Below are 16,627 nucleotides of genomic sequence, written 5' to 3' on the forward strand. Positions count from 1 at the left end.
TGACCGGCTTTGCTCCTCCTTTGCGGTGCGCCATTGTTGCAGCCCGTGCGGGCCCCGACGTGCCGGATGCCCCGTCGAGCGCGGGTCAGACGCGAACGGTGGCCCGGAAGAGGGTGCCGGTTCCGGACACTTCGGCCTTTTCGTGCGCCGGGACGAAGACGGAGCGGCCGGGGGCGAGTTCGTGTTCGCCGGCCCGTACGGTGCCCGCCGTGCAGAGCAGGATCTGCGGGGTGGGCAGGGTGAGGTCGTGGGCGCCGGAGCCTTCGGGCAGGACGTAGCGGGACAGGCGGAACTCGTCGATCGGGGTGTCGTAGACCTCTTCGCCGTCCGGGGAGGCCTCCGGGCGCAGGATGCCGGGGTCGCCCGCCTCGAAGCGGACGATGCGCAGGAGTTCGGGGACGTCGACGTGCTTGGGGGTGAGACCGCAGCGCAGGACGTTGTCGGAGTTGGCCATGATCTCGACGCCCAGGCCGTTGAGGTAGGCGTGCGGGATGCCGGCGCCGAGGTACAGGGCCTCGCCGGGCTGGAGCCGGACGTGGTTGAGGAGCATCGCGGCGAGGACGCCGGGGTCGCCCGGGTAGTGGTGGGCGATGTCGGCGTACGGCCGGTAGGCGCCGCCGAGGCGGTCGCAGGCGGCCGCGGCCTCGGTGACCGTGTGGGTCATCTCCTCGGGGTCGGCGGTGAGGATCGCGGTGAGGACCTCGCGCAGGGCGGCGTCCTCGGGGTGGGCGCGCAGCAGGTCGACGTACGGCTTGAGGGAGGCGACGCCGAGGCCGTCGAGCAGGTCGGCCGTGTCGGCCGGGGCGCGGAAGCCGCACAGGCCGTCGAACTCGGTGAGGGCGCAGATCAGTTCGGGCTTGTGGTTGGCGTCCTGGTAGTTGCGGTGCGGGGCGTCCACGGGGACGCCCCGGCGCTCCTCGTCCTCGTAACCGGCCCTGGCCTGGGCGAGGTCGGGGTGGACCTGGAGGGAGAGCGGGGCCCCGGCGGCGAGGAGCTTGAGGAGGAAGGGCAGCCGGGGGCCGAACCTGGCCACGGAGGCGGCGCCCAGTTCCTTCTCGGGGTCGGCGGCGACGACCTCGGCAAGCGTGCCCCGGCCGGTGCCGGAGGGGGCGCCGGGGTGGGCTCCCATCCACATCTCCGCCTGCGGTTCGCCGGTCGGCTCGGTCCCGAGGAGGGTCGGGATCGCGGTGGTGGAACCCCAGGCGTAGGGGCGGACGGTGTTGTCGAGGCGGTCCATGAGCTCTCTCTGCCGGTGCGTGCGTGTGCGTGGGCGATGGTGCGCCGGGGTCAGGCTCCCGAGGCGAGCGCCAGGTAAACGGCGGCGAAATCCGTGATGGCGATCAGTTCGGCGAGGGTCTCCAGCTCGCCGCCCTCCTCCGGCTCCAGCTCGCTGATCGGCGTGTCGTGGCCGAGGGCCAGGTCACGGGCGTTGGGGGCGGCGGTGAGTCCGCCGCTGGGGCGGTCGCGCAGCAGCACCACGCGCGCGCGTAGGGCGGTCGGTTCCTCGACGCGGTCGCGGAAGAAGTCGTCGGGGTCGGCTCCGGCGGCGAGGCGGCCGGCGAGCAGGGCGCTGTGCGCGGCGAGCGCCTCGGGCAGCTCGGCGACGACGGCGGGGGTGCCGGAGAGTTCGGCGAGGGCGGCGGCGAAGCGGCGGCCGGCGGGTCCGGCGGAGGTGCCCTCGGTCCAGACGACGGGGAGGGACTCGGCCAGCTCGGACGCCAGCGTCTTGGCGGGGTTGCTGTAGGTCACGATGGCGGGCCCGCAGCGTTCGGCGACGGCGTCGAGGCGGTCGGCGACCTTGCCGACGGCCTCGGGCGGCGCCTCCAGCAGGCCGGTGCGGTCCAGCAGCACGAGGAGCGGGGTGAGCAGCGCCCACAGGACGCCGGGGGCGGCACCGGCGAGGGGCTCGTCGTGGTCGTACGGCGCGGTCGCCATCGGGATGAACAGGCCGCGCGAGGCGCTCACCGCGTCGTTGAGCGGGGAGCGGGCGGGGGCGACGGCCACGACCGTGCAGCCCCGGCGGTAGGCCTGTTCGGCGAGCAGGGACAGGCCCGGCTCGGCGCCGTCGGGGGTGGCGATCAGCAGGAGGTCCACGGAACCGGCCCAGCCCGGCAGCTCCCAGCGCAGGGCGCCCGCGGCGGGGGCCACGCCGGTGGGGGCGAGGCGGGTGACGGGGCTGCCCGCGCCGGCGAGGGTGCCGAGGAGGTCGGCGGCGTGGGTGGCGGCGGCGCCGGGCCCCGCGATCAGTACGGCGCGGGGGCGGCCGTCCGGCTTGAGGTTGCCGACGCCGGCCTCGGCGGCGTGCCGGGCGGCGGTGCGGACGCGGGCACCGGCCTCGGCGGCGCCGCGGAGCAGTCCGCGGCGGTCGGCCTCGGTGAGGCGCTCCGGGGCGTCGAGGAGCGATTCGTCGAGCATGGCGGCAGGTCTCCGATCGCCGGGGCGTTCGTTCGATTGCGCGGGGTCGTCGCCGGGTTGCCGGTCGCCGGGGCGGCGGTTACTCGGGGCGGCGGGCCTCGTCGACGAGGAGGACGGGGATGCCGTCGCGCACCGGGTACGCCAGGCCGCAGTCCTGGCCGGTGCAGATCAGCTCCGTGTCCTGCTCCTTGAGGGGGGCGTGGCAGGCGGGGCAGGCGAGGATCTCCAGGAGGCCGGCTTCGAGCGGCATGGGGGTTCCCTTCGGGGGCGGTGGGGCTTGTGTGGATGTGCTGGTCAGGGTACCGCCGGTGGGCGTGAGGTGGAGGGGCTCTGCCCCTGCACCCCGCCAAGGGGCTCCGCCCCCTGGCCCCCCGGGCCTATGTCCACCCAACCACCCCTCTCGGTGGGCTGAAAGGCCGACCCGGCCGCTCAGGCGCGGATGATCGCCAGGGCCTCGTCGCGCACCTTGGTCATCGTCGCCTCGTCGCGGGCCTCCGCGTTCAGGCGGAGCAGCGGCTCGGTGTTGGACGGGCGGACGTTGAACCACCAGTCGGCCGCCTGGACGGTGAGCCCGTCCAGGTCGTCCACGGTGACGTCGTCGCGGCCCTCGTACGCGGCCCGGATCGCGGCGAGGCGGGCCTGCTGGTCGTCGACGGTGGAGTTGATCTCGCCGGAGCCGGTGTAGCGGTCGTAGGCGGCGACCAGGGCGGACAGCGGGCCGTCCTGCTCGCCGAGGGCGGCGAGGACGTGGAGGGCGGCCAGCATGCCCGTGTCGGCGTTCCAGAAGTCGCGGAAGTAGTAGTGCGCGGAGTGCTCGCCGCCGAAGATGGCGCCGGTCCTGGCCATCTCGGCCTTGATGAAGGAGTGGCCCACGCGCGTGCGTTCCGGTGTGCCGCCGTTCTCCCGCACCACTTCCGGGACGGACCAGGAGGTGATCAGGTTGTGGATGACCGTGCCCCTGCCGCCGTTGCGGGCCAGTTCGCGAGCGGCCACGAGGGCGGTGACGGCGGACGGGGAGACGGGGTCGCCGTTCTGGTCGACGACGAAGCAGCGGTCGGCGTCGCCGTCGAAGGCGAGGCCGAGGTCGGCGCCCTCCTCGCGGACGCGCCGCTGGAGGTCGACGAGGTTGGCCGGGTCGAGCGGGTTGGCCTCGTGGTTGGGGAAGGTGCCGTCCAGTTCGAAGTACATCGGCACGAGGTCGAGGGGCAGGCCGGCGAAGACCGTGGGGACGGTGTGGCCGCCCATGCCGTTGCCCGCGTCGACGACGACCTTGAGGGGCCGGGCGGTGCCGAGGTCGACGAGGGAGCGCAGGTGGGCCGCGTAGTCGGCGAGGGTGTCGCGCCGGGTGACCTTGCCCGGACGGGACACGGGCTCCGGGGCGCCGGTGTCGCTCCAGCGTTCCACCAGGGCGCGTATCTCGGCGAGGCCGGTGTCCTGGCCGACCGGGGCGGCGCCCGCGCGGCACAGCTTGATGCCGTTGTACCGCGCGGGGTTGTGCGAGGCCGTGAACATGGCGCCCGGCAGGTCGAGCGCGCCGGAGGCGTAGTACAGCTGGTCGGTGGAGCACAGGCCGATCTCGGTCACGTCGGCACCACGGGCCGCCGCCCCGCGCGCGAAGGCACCGGACAGGCCCGGGGACGACGGCCGCATGTCGTGGCCGATCACGACGGCGCCCGCGCCGGTCAGCTCGACGAAGGCCGCGCCGAACAGCTCGGCCAGCGGCTCGTCCCACTGGTCCGGGACGACACCGCGCACGTCGTACGCCTTCACGATCTGCGACAGATCAGCAGCCACGGCCAACCTTCCTGAAAGTCCTGTCGGAGTCCACAAACTACCCCGTGGGGACCGGCGGGCCGCCCGGGCGGTTGCCCGAGGTCAGGGCAGCATCCAGCCCAGCACCGCCGTGGACTGCCCGACCACGATCAGGCACATGATCAGCAGCAGGCCCAGGCTCCACGGCAACACCTTGCGCAGCAGGTCGCCTTCGCGGCCCGCGAGTCCGACGGCGGCGCAGGCGATGGTGAGGTTCTGCGGGGAGATCATCTTGCCGAGGACGCCGCCGGAGCTGTTGGCGGCGGCCAGCAGTTCGGGCGAGAGGCCGGACTCCCGCGCGGCGGTCACCTGGAGGGCGCCGAAGAGCGCGTTGGCCGAGGTGTCGGAGCCGGAGACGGCGACGCCGAACCAGCCGAGCACCGGGGAGAGGAAGGCGAGCCCGGCGCCCGCGGCCGCGACGAAGTGGCCGATGGTGGCGGCCTGTCCGGAGAGGTTCATGACGTAGGCGAGGGCGAGGACCGAGGTGACGGTGAGGATCGCGAAGCGCAGTTCGTGCACGGTCGCGAGCCACTCCTTGACCGCCACGCGCGCGTGCACGCCGAGGACGACGGCCGTGGCCAGTCCGGCGAACAGCACGAGCGTGCCGCCGGTGGAGACGATCGGCCAGGAGAAGACGTTGCCGCCGACCGGCGTGCCCTCGGGGTCGACCACGTCGAGAAACGGCCAGTCGTACGTCTGGGTCGCCTTCGCCAGCCAGTCCTTGACCGCCGGGATCTGCGCGACGGAGAAGATCGCGACGATCAGCGCGTACGGCGCGTATGCCCGCACGACCTCGCGCCGGGGGTCCCGCTCGTCCAGCTCCTCGCTGCGTACGCCGGTCAGCACGGACGCCCGTACGGGCTCGGCGGCGGGCCTGCGGGCCTGGGGTACGGCGACCAGGGCGGCCGCGCCCAGCAGGGCGGCGCCGATGTCGGCGAGCTGGGCCGAGACGTAGTTGGAGGCGACGAACTGGGCGACGGCGAAGGCCGCACCGCAGGCCGTCGCGGGCACCCAGGTCTCGCGCAGCCCGCGCCGCCCGTCCACCAGGGCGACCAGCAGCAGCGGGACGACGAGGGCCAGCAGGGGCGTCTGGCGGCCCACCACGGAGGCGACGTCGTCCAGGGGCAGCCCGGTGACCTGGGCCAGCGTCACCACCGGGGTGCCCATGGCGCCGAAGGCGACCGGCGCGGTGTTGGCGACCAGGGACACGACGGCGGCGCGCACGGGGTCGAAGCCGAGGGCGACGAGCATGACCGAGCAGATCGCGACGGGCGCCCCGAACCCGGCGAGGGCCTCCAACAGGGCGCCGAAGCAGAAGGCGACGACGAGGGCCTGGATGCGGGGGTCGTCGGAGAGCCGGCCGAAGGAGCGGCGCAGGATGTCGAAGTGCCGGGTGCGGACGGTCATCCGGTAGACCCACAGGGCGTTCACGACGATCCACAGGATGGGGAAGAGGCCGAAAACCGCTCCCTGCACGGCGCTGGAGGCCGTCTGGTCCAGCGGCATGCCGTAGGCGAGCCAGGCGACGAGTACGGCGGCCAGGAGGCCGATGAGGCCCGCCAGATGGGCCTTCATGCGGACGCCGCCCAGCAGGACGAGGACGATCACCAGTGGCAGGGCGGCCACCAGGGCCGACAGGCCGAGCGAACCGGCGACGGGTTCCAGTTCCTGCACGTACACGCACGCCTCCCCGGATTCCGCCATGCGAAAGCGATTTCTCGCGGCTTCCGGAATGGTCGTGTCCGCGACAACGACGCGTCAATGGGTGTGCAGCAACGGATGTGACCGAGGACACGGCGAGTGAAAGGCGAGAACCCGTCGGGCGGGGCTCAGTTGTCCGGCGAGCGCAGCACGCGCAGATGGCCGCGGCGCGCGACCTCCATCGGGTCGGCCGTCCGTGCGCCCCCCGCCTCGGCCGCACGCTCCTGGGGCCGGGCCGCCTCGCGCACCGCGTTGGCGAGCGCCTCCAGGTCGTCGCCGCTGGGGCGGGCCGGGGCGGACCCGTCGAGCAGGCGGACGACCTCCCAGCCGCGGGGGGCCGTGAGGCGCTCGGAGTGCTCGGCGCACAGGTCGTAGCAGTGGGGTTCGGCGTAGGTGGCGAGCGGGCCGAGGACCGCGGTCGAGTCGGCGTAGACGTACGTCAGCGTCGCGACGGCGGGACGGCCGCAGGCGGTGCGCGAACAGCGACGTACAGGGCTCACGATGTTGGACGGTACCGCACTCTTGAGCGGGCCGCGACGACTCTCCACCAGGTCACACCCCCGTGTCGTGGCGTGAAACGACCTGCGAACCCTCCCCAACAGCCCCCTCCGACCTGGGCGGACGCCCGTCTCCACGGGTCCGTGCGACGCGGCGGGCGGTCACGAGCCGATACAAACAACGACATTTGCCTTGAGTTCCGCGGTCATGGAGAGATACGGAATCGAGCCCAATCTTGGCTGGAATGGTCATCCGGCGACAAGCGGAGTGGGCCGCCGCCACGCCGCCCGCGGTGTGCGCGCGATCGGGCACACCGCCCCGGCGGGGACTACCCTTCACCAGTGATGGACAACCCCGTGTCGCCCCGTGATGCCGGCCGCCCAGGACCCCGCCGTCGTGATCGCCACGGCCGGGGCATGCGCGGCCCGGTCGCGCCCCCGCAGGTGCCGCTCGCCGCGAGCCGTGGCGAGGTGTTCGCCGACCTGGTGCGGGACTCCGTGGAGCGCCTGGAGCGGCGGTGGCCGCAGCTCGCCGACATCGACTTCCTCGTCCTCGACGTGCCGCGCCCGCCCGCGGCCGGGGAGGCGTGGAACGACGAGGCGGTCCCGCTCGGGGGCACGGTGCCCTCGCGCGACGGGCGGCGGGGGCGGGTCGTGGTGTACCGGCGGCCGGTGGAGATCCGGACCAAGGGGCGGGAAGAGCGCGCGCTGCTGGTGCACGAGGTCGTGGTCGAACAGGTCGCGGAGCTGCTGGGACTGACGCCGGAGACGGTGGATCCCCGGTACGGGGAGGACTGAGCGGCGGGGGCTCGATCGCCCCCGGCCGCTACTTCTGCAGGACCGACAGGTCCTCGTCCGCGTTCGGCACCGAGACCGTGCCCCGGTCGTCGGGGAGGGTCTGGACGGTGAAGGCCGCCACGTCGTCGTCCGCACCCGTCAGGGTGCGGGACGCGTGGACCGGGCCGCCCGAGACGGTCTCGACGGTCAGCGCGTAGGAGCCCTTGAGCCCGGCCGGGACCGGTGCGTCGACGTTCTGGGTCGTGCCGGCCTTGATCGTGTACGTCTTGGTCGCCGCCGTGCCGCCCTCGGTGCCCGCCGACGCCGTGACCTTGACCTGCGCGGCCTCGCCCGGCGCGGACAGGGCCAGGGTGGTGCTCTTGGCGCGGTTGTCCGCGACCGTCGCGCGCGCCCCGACCGGGTCCGAGGCCGGGATGAACGCCGACTCCTGCTCGCCGCCCTTGCCCCGCACGACCCGGACCGCGGCCACGACCGGCACGGACCGGTCCGCCGGGGTCAGCACCAGCGAGCCCGCCTCGCCGCGGGTGACCTCGCCGAGGTCGACGCCGGTCGTCATCCCGGCCTTGACGTGCACCGTCTCGTGACCGGCGGGCGTGATCAGCCCGGACGGCGAGGCGAGTCGCACCTTCAGGTCGGCGTCGGCGTTGCCGGGCGTGAACAGCACCAGCCGCACGGCGGTGGCGTCCTTCGGGATGCCCGGCAGCACCAGGTCGCTCGCCGGGTCGGCGGCCGCGGTCAGCCAGTCGCCGCCGGTCTTGTCGTCCAGGGCCTGCACCGCGGCGCCGACCCGTCCGCTGCGCACGCCGACGTGCACGGTCAGGTCGGTCTGCTTCACCTCGCTGAGCGTGGACAGCAGGAGGGACTCACTGCTGTGCGGCGGCACCGTGACCCCCTCCCCCACCGTGGTCTTCAGGGCACCGTCCTTGCCGTACAGCTCGATGTCCACGACGGCCGCCGAGTCGTCGGGGTTCGTCAGGTGCACGTAGTCGCTGCGGCCGGTCGCCGTACTGGCGCCCGGGAACCAGAACTCCGTGTCCGGTGCGCCGCAGTTGACGCCCTGCAGGCCCCGGCCCGTCCCGGCGGCGACCTCGGTGGTCTGCTGGACCGTCCAGCCCGGCGCGTTGCCGCCCTCGGCGGTGCCGATCAGCGCGGGGGTGTCGGCGCCGGTGGTCTTCCCGGCGACGGGTGTGCCGGGTGCCCCGGGCTGGACGACCGGCTTCTCCTTCTTCTCGCCCTTGTCGCCCTTCTCGTCGGACTTGCCGTCCTCGGTGGCGTCGGCCGACTCCGCCGCCGTGAGCGTCGCGCTGCCCTTCTCGTCCGCGCCCTTCGTGACGGGCGTGAAGGACGTGTACGCGGTCTCGGCGAGGTCGGAGGTGCTGGGCGCCGGGCACAGCAGGCTGGTGCGCTCCACGGGCAGCCGGGCGGCCGGTGCCGCGGTGTCCGTGCCCGCGCCGTCCGGGGCGGACACCGCCGCGAAACCGGTGACCGCGGCGAGCGCCGTCGCACAGGCGATCAGGGACAGGGTCGTGCGCTTCACTGCTGGCTCCCGTCGGGACGCTCATCGCCCGTGCCGTGGGGCTGCTGGGGCTGCTGGGGCTGGGAAGGGTCGTACGGCGTGTCGTACGTGTCGTATCCGCCCTGGCCGTACGCCTGGTCGAAGGCGGGGTCGTAGCCGCCCTCCTGAGCCTGCGTCGGGTCGCCGTAGGCGTAGGGGTCGTACTGGCCCGTCCCGTACTGCCCGCCCTGGCCGCCGGGCCCGCCCTGGTAGGCGTCCGGCTGGTACGGGTCCGCCGCCTGGTACGGCTGCTGCCCGTACGCGCCCGGGTCGTACTGCGGGGCGCCCTGGTACTGCTCGCCGCCGTAGCCGCCGTCGTAGGAGCCGTACTCGGCGCCGGAGTACCCAGCCGTCGCGTCCCATTCCCCGTACGCCGGCTGCTGCGGGACCGGCACGGGTGCCTCCGCGGGCGGCTCGGGCACCCCGGCCGCCGTCTCCGGCTCGGCCTCGGCCTCGGCCTGGGCCCGCAGCCGCCGCGCCCGGCGTCCTTCGCCCTCGACGGGCTGGGCGGGGACGAGCGGCTCGTCGGGCAGGTCGTCGTCGACGTCGCGGCGCCTGCCGGGCAGGGCGAGGACGACCAGGACCACGCCCAGGAGTCCCTGGGCCCACAGCCAGGCCGTGTGCGTGAACGGGGCGTCGTAGGTGACGTCCAGCCGGCCGCCGGAGGCGGGGAGTTGGAAGCCCTGGGCCCAGCCGTCGACCGTGGTGCGGGTGAGCGGCTTGCCGTCCAGGGTGGCGGTCCAGCCCTCGGCGGCGGTGTCGGCGAGGCGCAGCACTCGGCCCTCGGCGCCCGCCTTGATGTCGGTGTGGATCTCCACGGGTCCGGCCGCCACGGGCTCGGGCTCGCCGCTACCGGACGTCCCGGCACCGGACTTGTCGCCGGAGACGACGGTCGCGCGCGCGACCTCCTGGTCCACCCGCCACAGTCCGCTGCCGTCCTGCTGGCTGAGTCTGCTCAGTCCGGGCGTGGCGTCCAGGACGCGGATGACCTCGCGGGGCGCGCCCTTGTGCACGAGCACGTAGCGCACGGCGAACCCGCCGAGCTGGTCGGCCTGGTCGGCGCCGGACCCGGCCACGAGGTTGGCGACGACCTTGTCGAGGGTGCTGTTCCCGCCGTCCCCGGAGGCCAGTTCGCCGTCGCCGAGGCGGGCGCCGGAGCCGCGGACCAGCATGTAGCCGACGTGTGCGGCGGAGTCGCTGTCGAGGACGAGGGTGCGGGCCTGGTCGCGGGTGTGGCTCTCCTCGGCGACGAACGCGGGCACCTGGACGGGGTCGCGTCGCTCGACGGGGCCGTCGGCGCCGCCGATCATCCAGCCGGCGGCGGCGATCAGCGGGCCCAGGGCCGAGGCGAGGGCGATCAGGGCGGCGACGGGCTGGCGCCAGCCGAAGCTCTGCTCGGCCACCCGGAAGCGCGCCCCGTCGGCGCCGAGGGTCGCGGCGGACAGCAGGGCGATGCCGTAGACGAGGGTGGCGGGTCCGGCCCAGGCGGAGCGGTTGGACAGGACCGAGAAGACGAGGGCGACCAGGGCGACGGCCCAGGCCGTGCGGATGCCCAACTGCCGCTCGGAGCGCAGCAGGGCGGCCAGTGCGGCCAGCACGATGCCGAGCAGGAGCAACCCGCCCACCGTGCCGGGGCCGCCGGGGCTGGCGCCGAGCAGGTCGAGCGCGGAGGCGGCCGAGGCGCCGTAGTCGAGCCCCGCCTCGTCGAAGAAGCCGAACGGCAGCAGCGACAGCGACCACGGCGCGAGCAGCAGCAGCGGGGTGCCGAGCTGGGCGAGGAAACGCAACCCGTAGGCCGTGATCTCGCCGCGGCGCAGGGCGAGGACGCCGACGCCGAGGACCAGCGCGACGGGCCACACGACGGGCGTGAAGGCGGTGGCGATGGTCAGCAGGAGGGCGTACGCCCAGGTGGCGCGCCAGCTGCCGCGGGCCCCGGAGGAGCCCGTCAGACCGGCCGCCGCGACGCCCGCGCGGGCGATGAGCGGCAGCAGTACGGCGAGGACGGCGGTGCCGATGCGCCCTCCGGCGAGCGCGCCGGTGGCGGCGGGCAGGAAGGCGTAGGCGACGGCGGCCCAGGCGCGCAGCAGCCGGGAGGGGACCAGCGGGCGGGAGGCGAAGTACGCGGTGGCACCGGCCAGGGGCACCGAGCAGACCAGCAGCAGGGTGACGGCCAGTCCGGTGGAGCCGAGCAGGACGGAGGCGAGCGTGGCGACGAGCGCGAGGTAGGGCGGCGCGGAGGCGGTGCCGCCGGTACCGACCGTGTGCCAGGCATCCGTGTACCGCGACCACAGCTCGCCCGCGCCGGCCGGTGCGGGCAGCAGCGCGCCGCCGGACAGGGCGCCGCCGCCGAGGAGCGCGCGGCAGGCGGCCAGGGAGACGAGCAGCAGCACCACGAAGAGCACCGGTCCCGGCTTGCGGGCGATGCGCTTGAGGCGGGCGAACTGCTCGATCTCCAGGAAGTCGGCGTCGTCGCCGCCGGGTCCGGACTCGATGGCGCCGCCGTGCCGTCCGGCGCCCGCGGCGGCCTCGGCCTCGGAGCTGCCGAAGAGGTCGCCCGCGACCTGCTCGACGGTGGCGCGGACGGTCGCGCCGGGGGGCGGGAACAGGGGCCGCAGTTCGTCCTTCTCGACCTGTGGGCGGCCGCGTTCGCGCCGGCCCGCGAGGATCCGCTCGGGGCGCAGCAGGACGCCCAGCAGGCCCCGGATCTCGTCGAGGGCCTGACCGGGGACCTTGCCGACGAGGTAGGCGACGGTCCGCAGCAGGGTGCCGAGGACGACGCGCAGCAGCACCCAGGGCAGGGCGGCGGTACGGACGTTGACGAGGAGGGTGTGGACGGCGCCGGCCTTGTCCACCTTGTGCGGTGAGGCGGTGGTGCGGCCCGCGCAGTCGACGGCGCGGCGTTCGCGCGAGGCCGCCTCGGCGTGGCGGACGACGGCCTCGGGAGCGACGAGGACGCGCAGTCCGGCGGCGTGGGCGCGCCAGCACAGGTCGACGTCGTCGCGCATCAGGGGCAGTCGGCGGTCGAATCCGCCGAGCCGCTCGAAGACGTCGCGCCGGACCAGCATGCCGGCGGTGGACACCGACAGCACGGTCCTGACGTGGTCGTGCTGGCCCTGGTCCTGCTCGCGGCGGTCCAGGCCGGTCCAGCGGCGGCCGGAGTTGGCGATGGAGACGCCGACCTCGAGCAGTTGCCGTCGGTCGTACCAGCCGCGGAGTTTGGGACCCACGACGGCCACGTCGTCGCGGCCGAGTTCGTACTCGGTGTCCACGACGCGCAGCAGTTGGGCGAGGGCTTCGGGTTCCGGGGCGCAGTCGTCGTGCAGCAGCCACAGCCACTGGACCGGTTCTCCGTGAGGGAACTCCGGCAGGTCGTAGGCGTCGTCGCGCCAGCTGCGGGTGGCGGGGTCCCAGCCGCTGGGCCGCCTCAGGTAGGGCAGCTCCTCGGGGGTGAGCACGGGGGCGGTGCGGGCGGCCTCCTCGACCGCCTGGCCGAAGCCGGTGCGCCGGGCGAGGTGGAGGACGCGGTCGTCGCCGAGGGCGTCGGCGACCAGCCGGGAGGACTCGTCGGCGCTGCCGGTGTCGGCGGCCACGGCGTACTGGACGGGGCGCTCCTGGCCGAGCAGCCCGGCGAGCGCGTCGGGCAGCCAGCGGGCTCCGTCGTGGGCGACGAGGACCGCGGTCACCACGTGACGCGGGAACTCAGGTGTGGCAGCGAGGTCGTGCTGGGCTGCCGTGTGACTCTGCACGGACATCGAGGTACGGGCCCCGGTTCGGTGGACTGCGGTGGACGCCCGTGCCGGTTGGGAACGGCGGGGCGTCTCGGACGAGCGCCCACACTATCGGCTGGACACAGGGGCGGCCCGCCGCCTGTGGACAACCCACCGGCGACGGGCCGTTCCCGCAGTTCGGACCGTTTCTGCCGCCGCGTCAGGCCACGACCGTCGGACCGCCGCCTGTGTCGACCGTCAGACCGCCGCCCTCGTCGACCGTCAGACCGCCGCCTTCTTCAGCCGGCGGCGCTCCCTCTCGGACAGGCCGCCCCAGATGCCGAAGCGCTCGTCGTTGGCAAGGGCGTATTCGAGGCATTCGGAGCGGACCTCACAGGCGAGGCAGACCTTCTTGGCCTCGCGGGTGGAGCCGCCCTTCTCGGGGAAGAAGGACTCGGGGTCGGTCTGGGCGCACAGTGCGCGCTCCTGCCAGCCGAGCTCCTCGTCCGCGTCGTCGACCAGCAGTTGCTGCACCAGCTCGGTCATGTGCGCCCCTCGTCTGTCTTTCGCGTCCCCGTGATCTAGCCGTTACCGATTCCGGCTGAACGACACGAGTGAAATTACAAGTGTGCTGCTCCGGGCGAGTCAAGCCGAGATCTGCTATTGGGCCCCTTATTCACTCTGCGGAACCAAGGCCATGCAGTAAGTGTTCAAATCGCCATAAACCTTGACATCCCAAAGAGGCCCGCAGGACGCCCGTCCCGATTCACACCCTCATCAGGAAGGACGCCCCGGCGTTCGATCCCGTTCCGATACACGCGCCGAAGCGAACCTGATCACATTCGGATCACGGGATCGCAACGGGGGTTGCGCACCCGGCTTGTGCGCCATGTGTCCCGGAAGTCGTCTGAGCAAACCTTTCGCCAGCGCGATCAACCGGATGAGGTGAAACATGTCCCACATAACTGGCATCGAGTTGACAGTGCTGGTGTGAACCGCTGTCCTTGGGGGCATGCTCGCGAACTTGGCGCCCACCTCGACCCGCACCGCCGGGTCCCACGGTGCTGCCCGCGCTCGCTGTAGCTGTTGCCGCTGTTCCAGCTGTTGAGCCAACCGCGCTCCGGCTGTCCCCGGGTCCACGCGACCCGACTGCCGTGTTCCCGCCCCACCAGGGCGTTTCTTCGTCATTCGCTCCGCTCCCCGCACTCTTCCGCCGAGGAACCACCGCACCCATGAACAGCGACAGCGACCTCCAGATCGCCGGCGACATCCTCGAAGTCCCCCACCTGCTTCAGGCCCCGCGCGAGCACCCGGCCACCGTCGCCGAGTTCGCCGGTCTCGTCCGCTCCCTCGCCGCCGACCGCTCCGCGTGGGAGCACCTCGTCCGGTACGACGCGACGACACGCTGGTACCACCGGCTGCGCACCGGGCCCGGATACGAGGTCTGGCTGCTGTCCTGGGTACCGGGACAGGGCAGCGGACGCCACGACCACGGCGCCTCCTGCGGCGTGTGGACGGTCCTGGAGGGCACCCTCACCGAGCACACGGAGCGCGGCACGCACGCGTTGGACGCCGGTACGCAGCGCGTGTTCGCGCCGGGTTACGTGCACGAGGTGGTCAACGACGCGCTGGAGCCGGCGGTCAGCCTGCACGTCTACTACCCGGGTCTGACCGAGATGCCCATGCACTCCCCGCAGTGCTCGGCCGCCGCCGTGCCCGAGGACGCCGCCGCCGACGCCGCACCGGCGCGGTGACGACTGGCTGACGCACTGTCGTACCCGCCTGCAAGACTGGGGCCATGCGCATTGTGGTTCTGGCAGGCGGCATCGGTGGTGCCCGGTTCCTGCGTGGTCTCAAGCAGGCCGCGCCGGACGCGGACATCACGGTCATCGGCAACACCGGGGACGACATCCACCTCTTCGGGCTGAAGGTCTGCCCGGACCTCGACACGGTGATGTACACGCTCGGCGGCGGCATCAACGAGGAGCAGGGCTGGGGACGGGCCGACGAGACCTTCCACCTCAAGGAGGAACTGGCGGCGTACGGCGTCGGCCCCGAGTGGTTCGGCCTCGGCGACCGCGACTTCGCCACGCACATCGTGCGGACGCAGATGATCACCGCGGGCTTTCCGCTCAGCGCGGTGACCGAGGCGCTGTGCGACCGCTGGAAGCCCGGCGTGCGGCTGATCCCGATGACCGACGACCGCGTGGAGACCCACGTGGCGGTCGAGCTGGACGGAGAGCGCAAGGCCGTCCACTTCCAGGAGTACTGGGTGCGCCTGCGCGCCTCCGTCCCCGCCGAGGCGGTCGTGCCGGTCGGCGCGGAGCAGGCCAAGCCGGCGCCCGGCGTCCTGGAGGCCATCGCCGAGGCGGACGTGATCCTCTTCCCGCCCTCCAACCCGGTCGTCTCCGTCGGCACGATCCTCGCCGTGCCCGGCATCCGCGAGGCGATCGCCGACGCCGGGGTGCCGGTGGTGGGCCTGTCCCCCATCGTCGGGGACGCGCCCGTGCGCGGGATGGCCGACAAGGTGCTCGCCGCGGTCGGCGTGGAGTCCACGGCCGCCGCGGTCGCCGAGCACTACGGCTCGGGCCTGCTCGACGGCTGGCTGGTCGACACGGTCGACGCGGAGGTCGTCACCCGCGTGAAGGCGGCCGGCATCCTCTGCCGCGCCGTACCGCTGATGATGACCGACCTCGACGCGACGGCGCAGATGGCCCGGGAGGCGCTGACGCTGGCCGAGGAGGTGCGCGAGGCATGAGCGACGCGACACGCGACGGCGCCCCCGGCCGCGGGGACGGCTACCGGGTGTGGGCCCTGCCCGGTCTGCCCGAGGTGCGCCCCGGCGACGACCTGGCCAAGCTGATCGCGGCCACCGAGCCCGCCCTGGCCGACGGGGACGTGCTGCTCGTCACGTCCAAGATCGTCTCCAAGGCCGAGGGCCGGACCGTCGAGGCCACCGACCGGGAGGCCGCCATCGACGCGGAGACCGTACGGGTGGTGGCCCGGCGCGGCCCGCTGCGCATCGTCGAGAACCGCCAGGGCCTGGTCATGGCGGCGGCCGGCGTCGACGCCTCCAACACCCCGCCCGGGACCGTACTGCTGCTCCCCGAGGACCCCGACGCCTCCGCGCGCGGCATCCGCGAGGGGCTCCGCGACACGCTGGGCGTGGACGTCGGCGTCATCGTCACCGACACCTTCGGGCGCCCCTGGCGGGCCGGGCTCACGGACGTGGCGATCGGCGCCGCGGGCGTCCGCGTCCTCGACGACCTGCGCGGCGGCAAGGACGCGCACGGCAATCCGCTCGGCGCGACCGTCGTCGCCACCGCCGACGAGCTGGCCGCCGCGGGCGACCTGGTCAAGGGCAAGGCCGCGGGCCTGCCCGTCGCCGTGGTGCGCGGGCTGGCGCAGGTGGTCGCCGAGGACGACGGCGGGGGCGCGCGGGCCATGGTGCGCGGCGCGCGCGACGACATGTTCCGCCTCGGCACCTCGGAGGCGGTACGGCAGGCGGTCACGCAGCGGCGTACGGTACGGGCCTTCACGGACGAGCCGGTCGACCCCGACGCCGTACGCCGGGCGGTAGCCGCGGCGGTGACCGCGCCGGCGCCGCACCACACGACGCCGTGGCGGTTCGTGCTCCTGGAGTCCGCGGACTCCCGCACCCGGCTGCTCGACGCGATGCGGGACGCCTGGATCGCGGACCTGCGGCGCGACGGCAAGAGCGAGGAGTCCATCGCCAAGCGCGTGCGGCGCGGGGACGTCCTGCGCAACGCGCCCTACCTCGTCGTCCCCTGCCTGGTCATGGACGGCTCGCACACCTACGGGGACGCGCGGCGCGACGGGGCCGAGCGGGAGATGTTCGTGGTCGCCACCGGCGCGGGCGTGCAGAACCTGCTCGTCGCTCTCGCCGGGGAGCGGCTGGGTTCCGCGTGGGTGTCCTCGACGATGTTCTGCCGGGACGTCGTGCGGGAGGTGCTGGGGCTGCCGGGCGACTGGGATCCGATGGGGACGGTGGCGGTCGGGCATCCGGCCGAGGAGCCGAAGGCCCGGGCGGAGCGGGACGCGGAGGCGTTCATCGAGGTGCGGTGAGATCTCGCTCGCGGCCTCTACCCTCGTAGGGGCCTTCTCCTTGTTTTTCTCGTCAG

Annotated in this window: 13 protein-coding genes; 4 read left to right on the forward strand and 9 right to left on the reverse strand. The window is 73.8% G+C overall.

Annotation, left to right across the window (positions count from 1 at the left end):
- Positions 1 to 85: 85 nt before the first annotated feature.
- The 6 genes from manA to ACGH52_RS15710 all read right to left on the reverse strand — a co-directional run bounded on the left by manA (position 86) and on the right by ACGH52_RS15710 (position 6,476).
- Entirely contained in the window at positions 86 to 1,237 is a 1,152-nt protein-coding gene (manA, locus tag ACGH52_RS15685; RefSeq protein ID WP_399939947.1) for a mannose-6-phosphate isomerase, class I, read from the reverse strand.
- A gap of 50 nt (positions 1,238 to 1,287) precedes the next feature.
- Positions 1,288 to 2,415 carry an SIS domain-containing protein gene (locus ACGH52_RS15690; protein ID WP_399939950.1) on the reverse strand — a complete coding sequence of 376 codons (1,128 nt, stop codon included), beginning with the start codon at positions 2,413 to 2,415 and terminating at the stop codon, positions 1,288 to 1,290.
- Between the two features lie 79 nt (positions 2,416 to 2,494).
- On the reverse strand, positions 2,495 to 2,665 hold the full coding sequence (locus ACGH52_RS15695; protein WP_014673093.1) for a Trm112 family protein: 171 nt from the start codon (positions 2,663 to 2,665) through the stop codon (positions 2,495 to 2,497).
- A 179-nt stretch (positions 2,666 to 2,844) separates the two neighbouring features.
- Positions 2,845 to 4,209, reverse strand: a complete 1,365-nt coding sequence (locus ACGH52_RS15700; protein WP_059302035.1) for a phosphomannomutase/phosphoglucomutase — start codon at positions 4,207 to 4,209, stop codon at positions 2,845 to 2,847.
- Positions 4,210 to 4,290: 81 nt separating this feature from the next.
- Positions 4,291 to 5,907, reverse strand: a complete 1,617-nt coding sequence (locus ACGH52_RS15705) for an L-lactate permease (protein ID WP_076974709.1) — start codon at positions 5,905 to 5,907, stop codon at positions 4,291 to 4,293.
- Between the two features lie 149 nt (positions 5,908 to 6,056).
- Positions 6,057 to 6,476, reverse strand: coding sequence for a DUF3499 domain-containing protein (locus ACGH52_RS15710; RefSeq protein WP_052843574.1), 420 nt, complete (start codon positions 6,474 to 6,476; stop codon positions 6,057 to 6,059).
- Between the two features lie 294 nt (positions 6,477 to 6,770).
- Between ACGH52_RS15710 and ACGH52_RS15715 the strand changes: the two genes are divergently transcribed.
- On the forward strand, positions 6,771 to 7,223 hold the full coding sequence (locus tag ACGH52_RS15715; RefSeq protein WP_063124437.1) for a metallopeptidase family protein: 453 nt from the start codon (positions 6,771 to 6,773) through the stop codon (positions 7,221 to 7,223).
- Between the two features lie 28 nt (positions 7,224 to 7,251).
- Here ACGH52_RS15715 and ACGH52_RS15720 read toward each other — a convergent pair whose 3' ends face one another.
- From ACGH52_RS15720 to ACGH52_RS15730, 3 genes are all read right to left on the reverse strand, one after another.
- Complete coding sequence (locus ACGH52_RS15720) at positions 7,252 to 8,760, reverse strand: DUF5719 family protein (protein WP_399939955.1); 1,509 nt, start codon at positions 8,758 to 8,760, stop codon at positions 7,252 to 7,254.
- Complete coding sequence (locus tag ACGH52_RS15725) at positions 8,757 to 12,530, reverse strand: glycosyltransferase family 2 protein (RefSeq protein ID WP_399939958.1); 3,774 nt, start codon at positions 12,528 to 12,530, stop codon at positions 8,757 to 8,759. Before ACGH52_RS15725 ends, ACGH52_RS15720 begins: the two co-directional genes overlap by 4 nt.
- Positions 12,531 to 12,767: 237 nt before the next feature.
- Positions 12,768 to 13,031, reverse strand: coding sequence for a WhiB family transcriptional regulator (locus ACGH52_RS15730; RefSeq protein WP_003975777.1), 264 nt, complete (start codon positions 13,029 to 13,031; stop codon positions 12,768 to 12,770).
- A 686-nt stretch (positions 13,032 to 13,717) separates the two neighbouring features.
- Between ACGH52_RS15730 and ACGH52_RS15735 the strand changes: the two genes are divergently transcribed.
- The 3 genes from ACGH52_RS15735 to ACGH52_RS15745 are packed head-to-tail and all read left to right on the forward strand — an operon-like array spanning position 13,718 to position 16,571.
- The gene (locus tag ACGH52_RS15735; RefSeq protein ID WP_059302040.1) at positions 13,718 to 14,239 is read left to right on the forward strand and encodes a cysteine dioxygenase family protein; all 522 of its coding nucleotides are present in this window, start codon (positions 13,718 to 13,720) and stop codon (positions 14,237 to 14,239) included.
- A gap of 44 nt (positions 14,240 to 14,283) precedes the next feature.
- Positions 14,284 to 15,243, forward strand: a complete 960-nt coding sequence (gene cofD, locus ACGH52_RS15740; RefSeq protein WP_121701744.1) for a 2-phospho-L-lactate transferase — start codon at positions 14,284 to 14,286, stop codon at positions 15,241 to 15,243.
- A complete protein-coding gene (locus tag ACGH52_RS15745) occupies positions 15,240 to 16,571 on the forward strand; it encodes a coenzyme F420-0:L-glutamate ligase (protein WP_399939962.1) in 1,332 nt (443 codons plus the stop codon). The genes cofD and ACGH52_RS15745 overlap by 4 nt, the downstream gene beginning before the upstream one ends.
- Positions 16,572 to 16,627 lie beyond the last annotated feature (56 nt).

This window comes from Streptomyces sp. BBFR25 (assembly GCF_044590125.1).
GTDB lineage: Bacteria > Actinomycetota > Actinomycetes > Streptomycetales > Streptomycetaceae > Streptomyces > Streptomyces canus_D.

Bases quoted from the DNA above. Each gene is read 5' to 3' on its own strand.
- ACGH52_RS15695 (WP_014673093.1), bottom strand. From the start codon at position 2,665: ATGCCGCTCGAAGCCGGCCTCCTGGAGATCCTCGCCTGCCCCGCCTGC.
- ACGH52_RS15690 (WP_399939950.1), bottom strand. From the start codon at position 2,415: ATGCTCGACGAATCGCTCCTCGACGCCCCGGAGCGCCTCACCGAGGCC.
- ACGH52_RS15730 (WP_003975777.1), bottom strand. From the start codon at position 13,031: ATGACCGAGCTGGTGCAGCAACTGCTGGTCGACGACGCGGACGAGGAG.
- ACGH52_RS15735 (WP_059302040.1), top strand. From the start codon at position 13,718: ATGAACAGCGACAGCGACCTCCAGATCGCCGGCGACATCCTCGAAGTC.
- ACGH52_RS15715 (WP_063124437.1), top strand. From the start codon at position 6,771: ATGGACAACCCCGTGTCGCCCCGTGATGCCGGCCGCCCAGGACCCCGC.
- ACGH52_RS15725 (WP_399939958.1), bottom strand. From the start codon at position 12,530: ATGTCCGTGCAGAGTCACACGGCAGCCCAGCACGACCTCGCTGCCACA.
- manA (WP_399939947.1), bottom strand. From the start codon at position 1,237: ATGGACCGCCTCGACAACACCGTCCGCCCCTACGCCTGGGGTTCCACC.
- cofD (WP_121701744.1), top strand. From the start codon at position 14,284: ATGCGCATTGTGGTTCTGGCAGGCGGCATCGGTGGTGCCCGGTTCCTG.
- ACGH52_RS15745 (WP_399939962.1), top strand. From the start codon at position 15,240: ATGAGCGACGCGACACGCGACGGCGCCCCCGGCCGCGGGGACGGCTAC.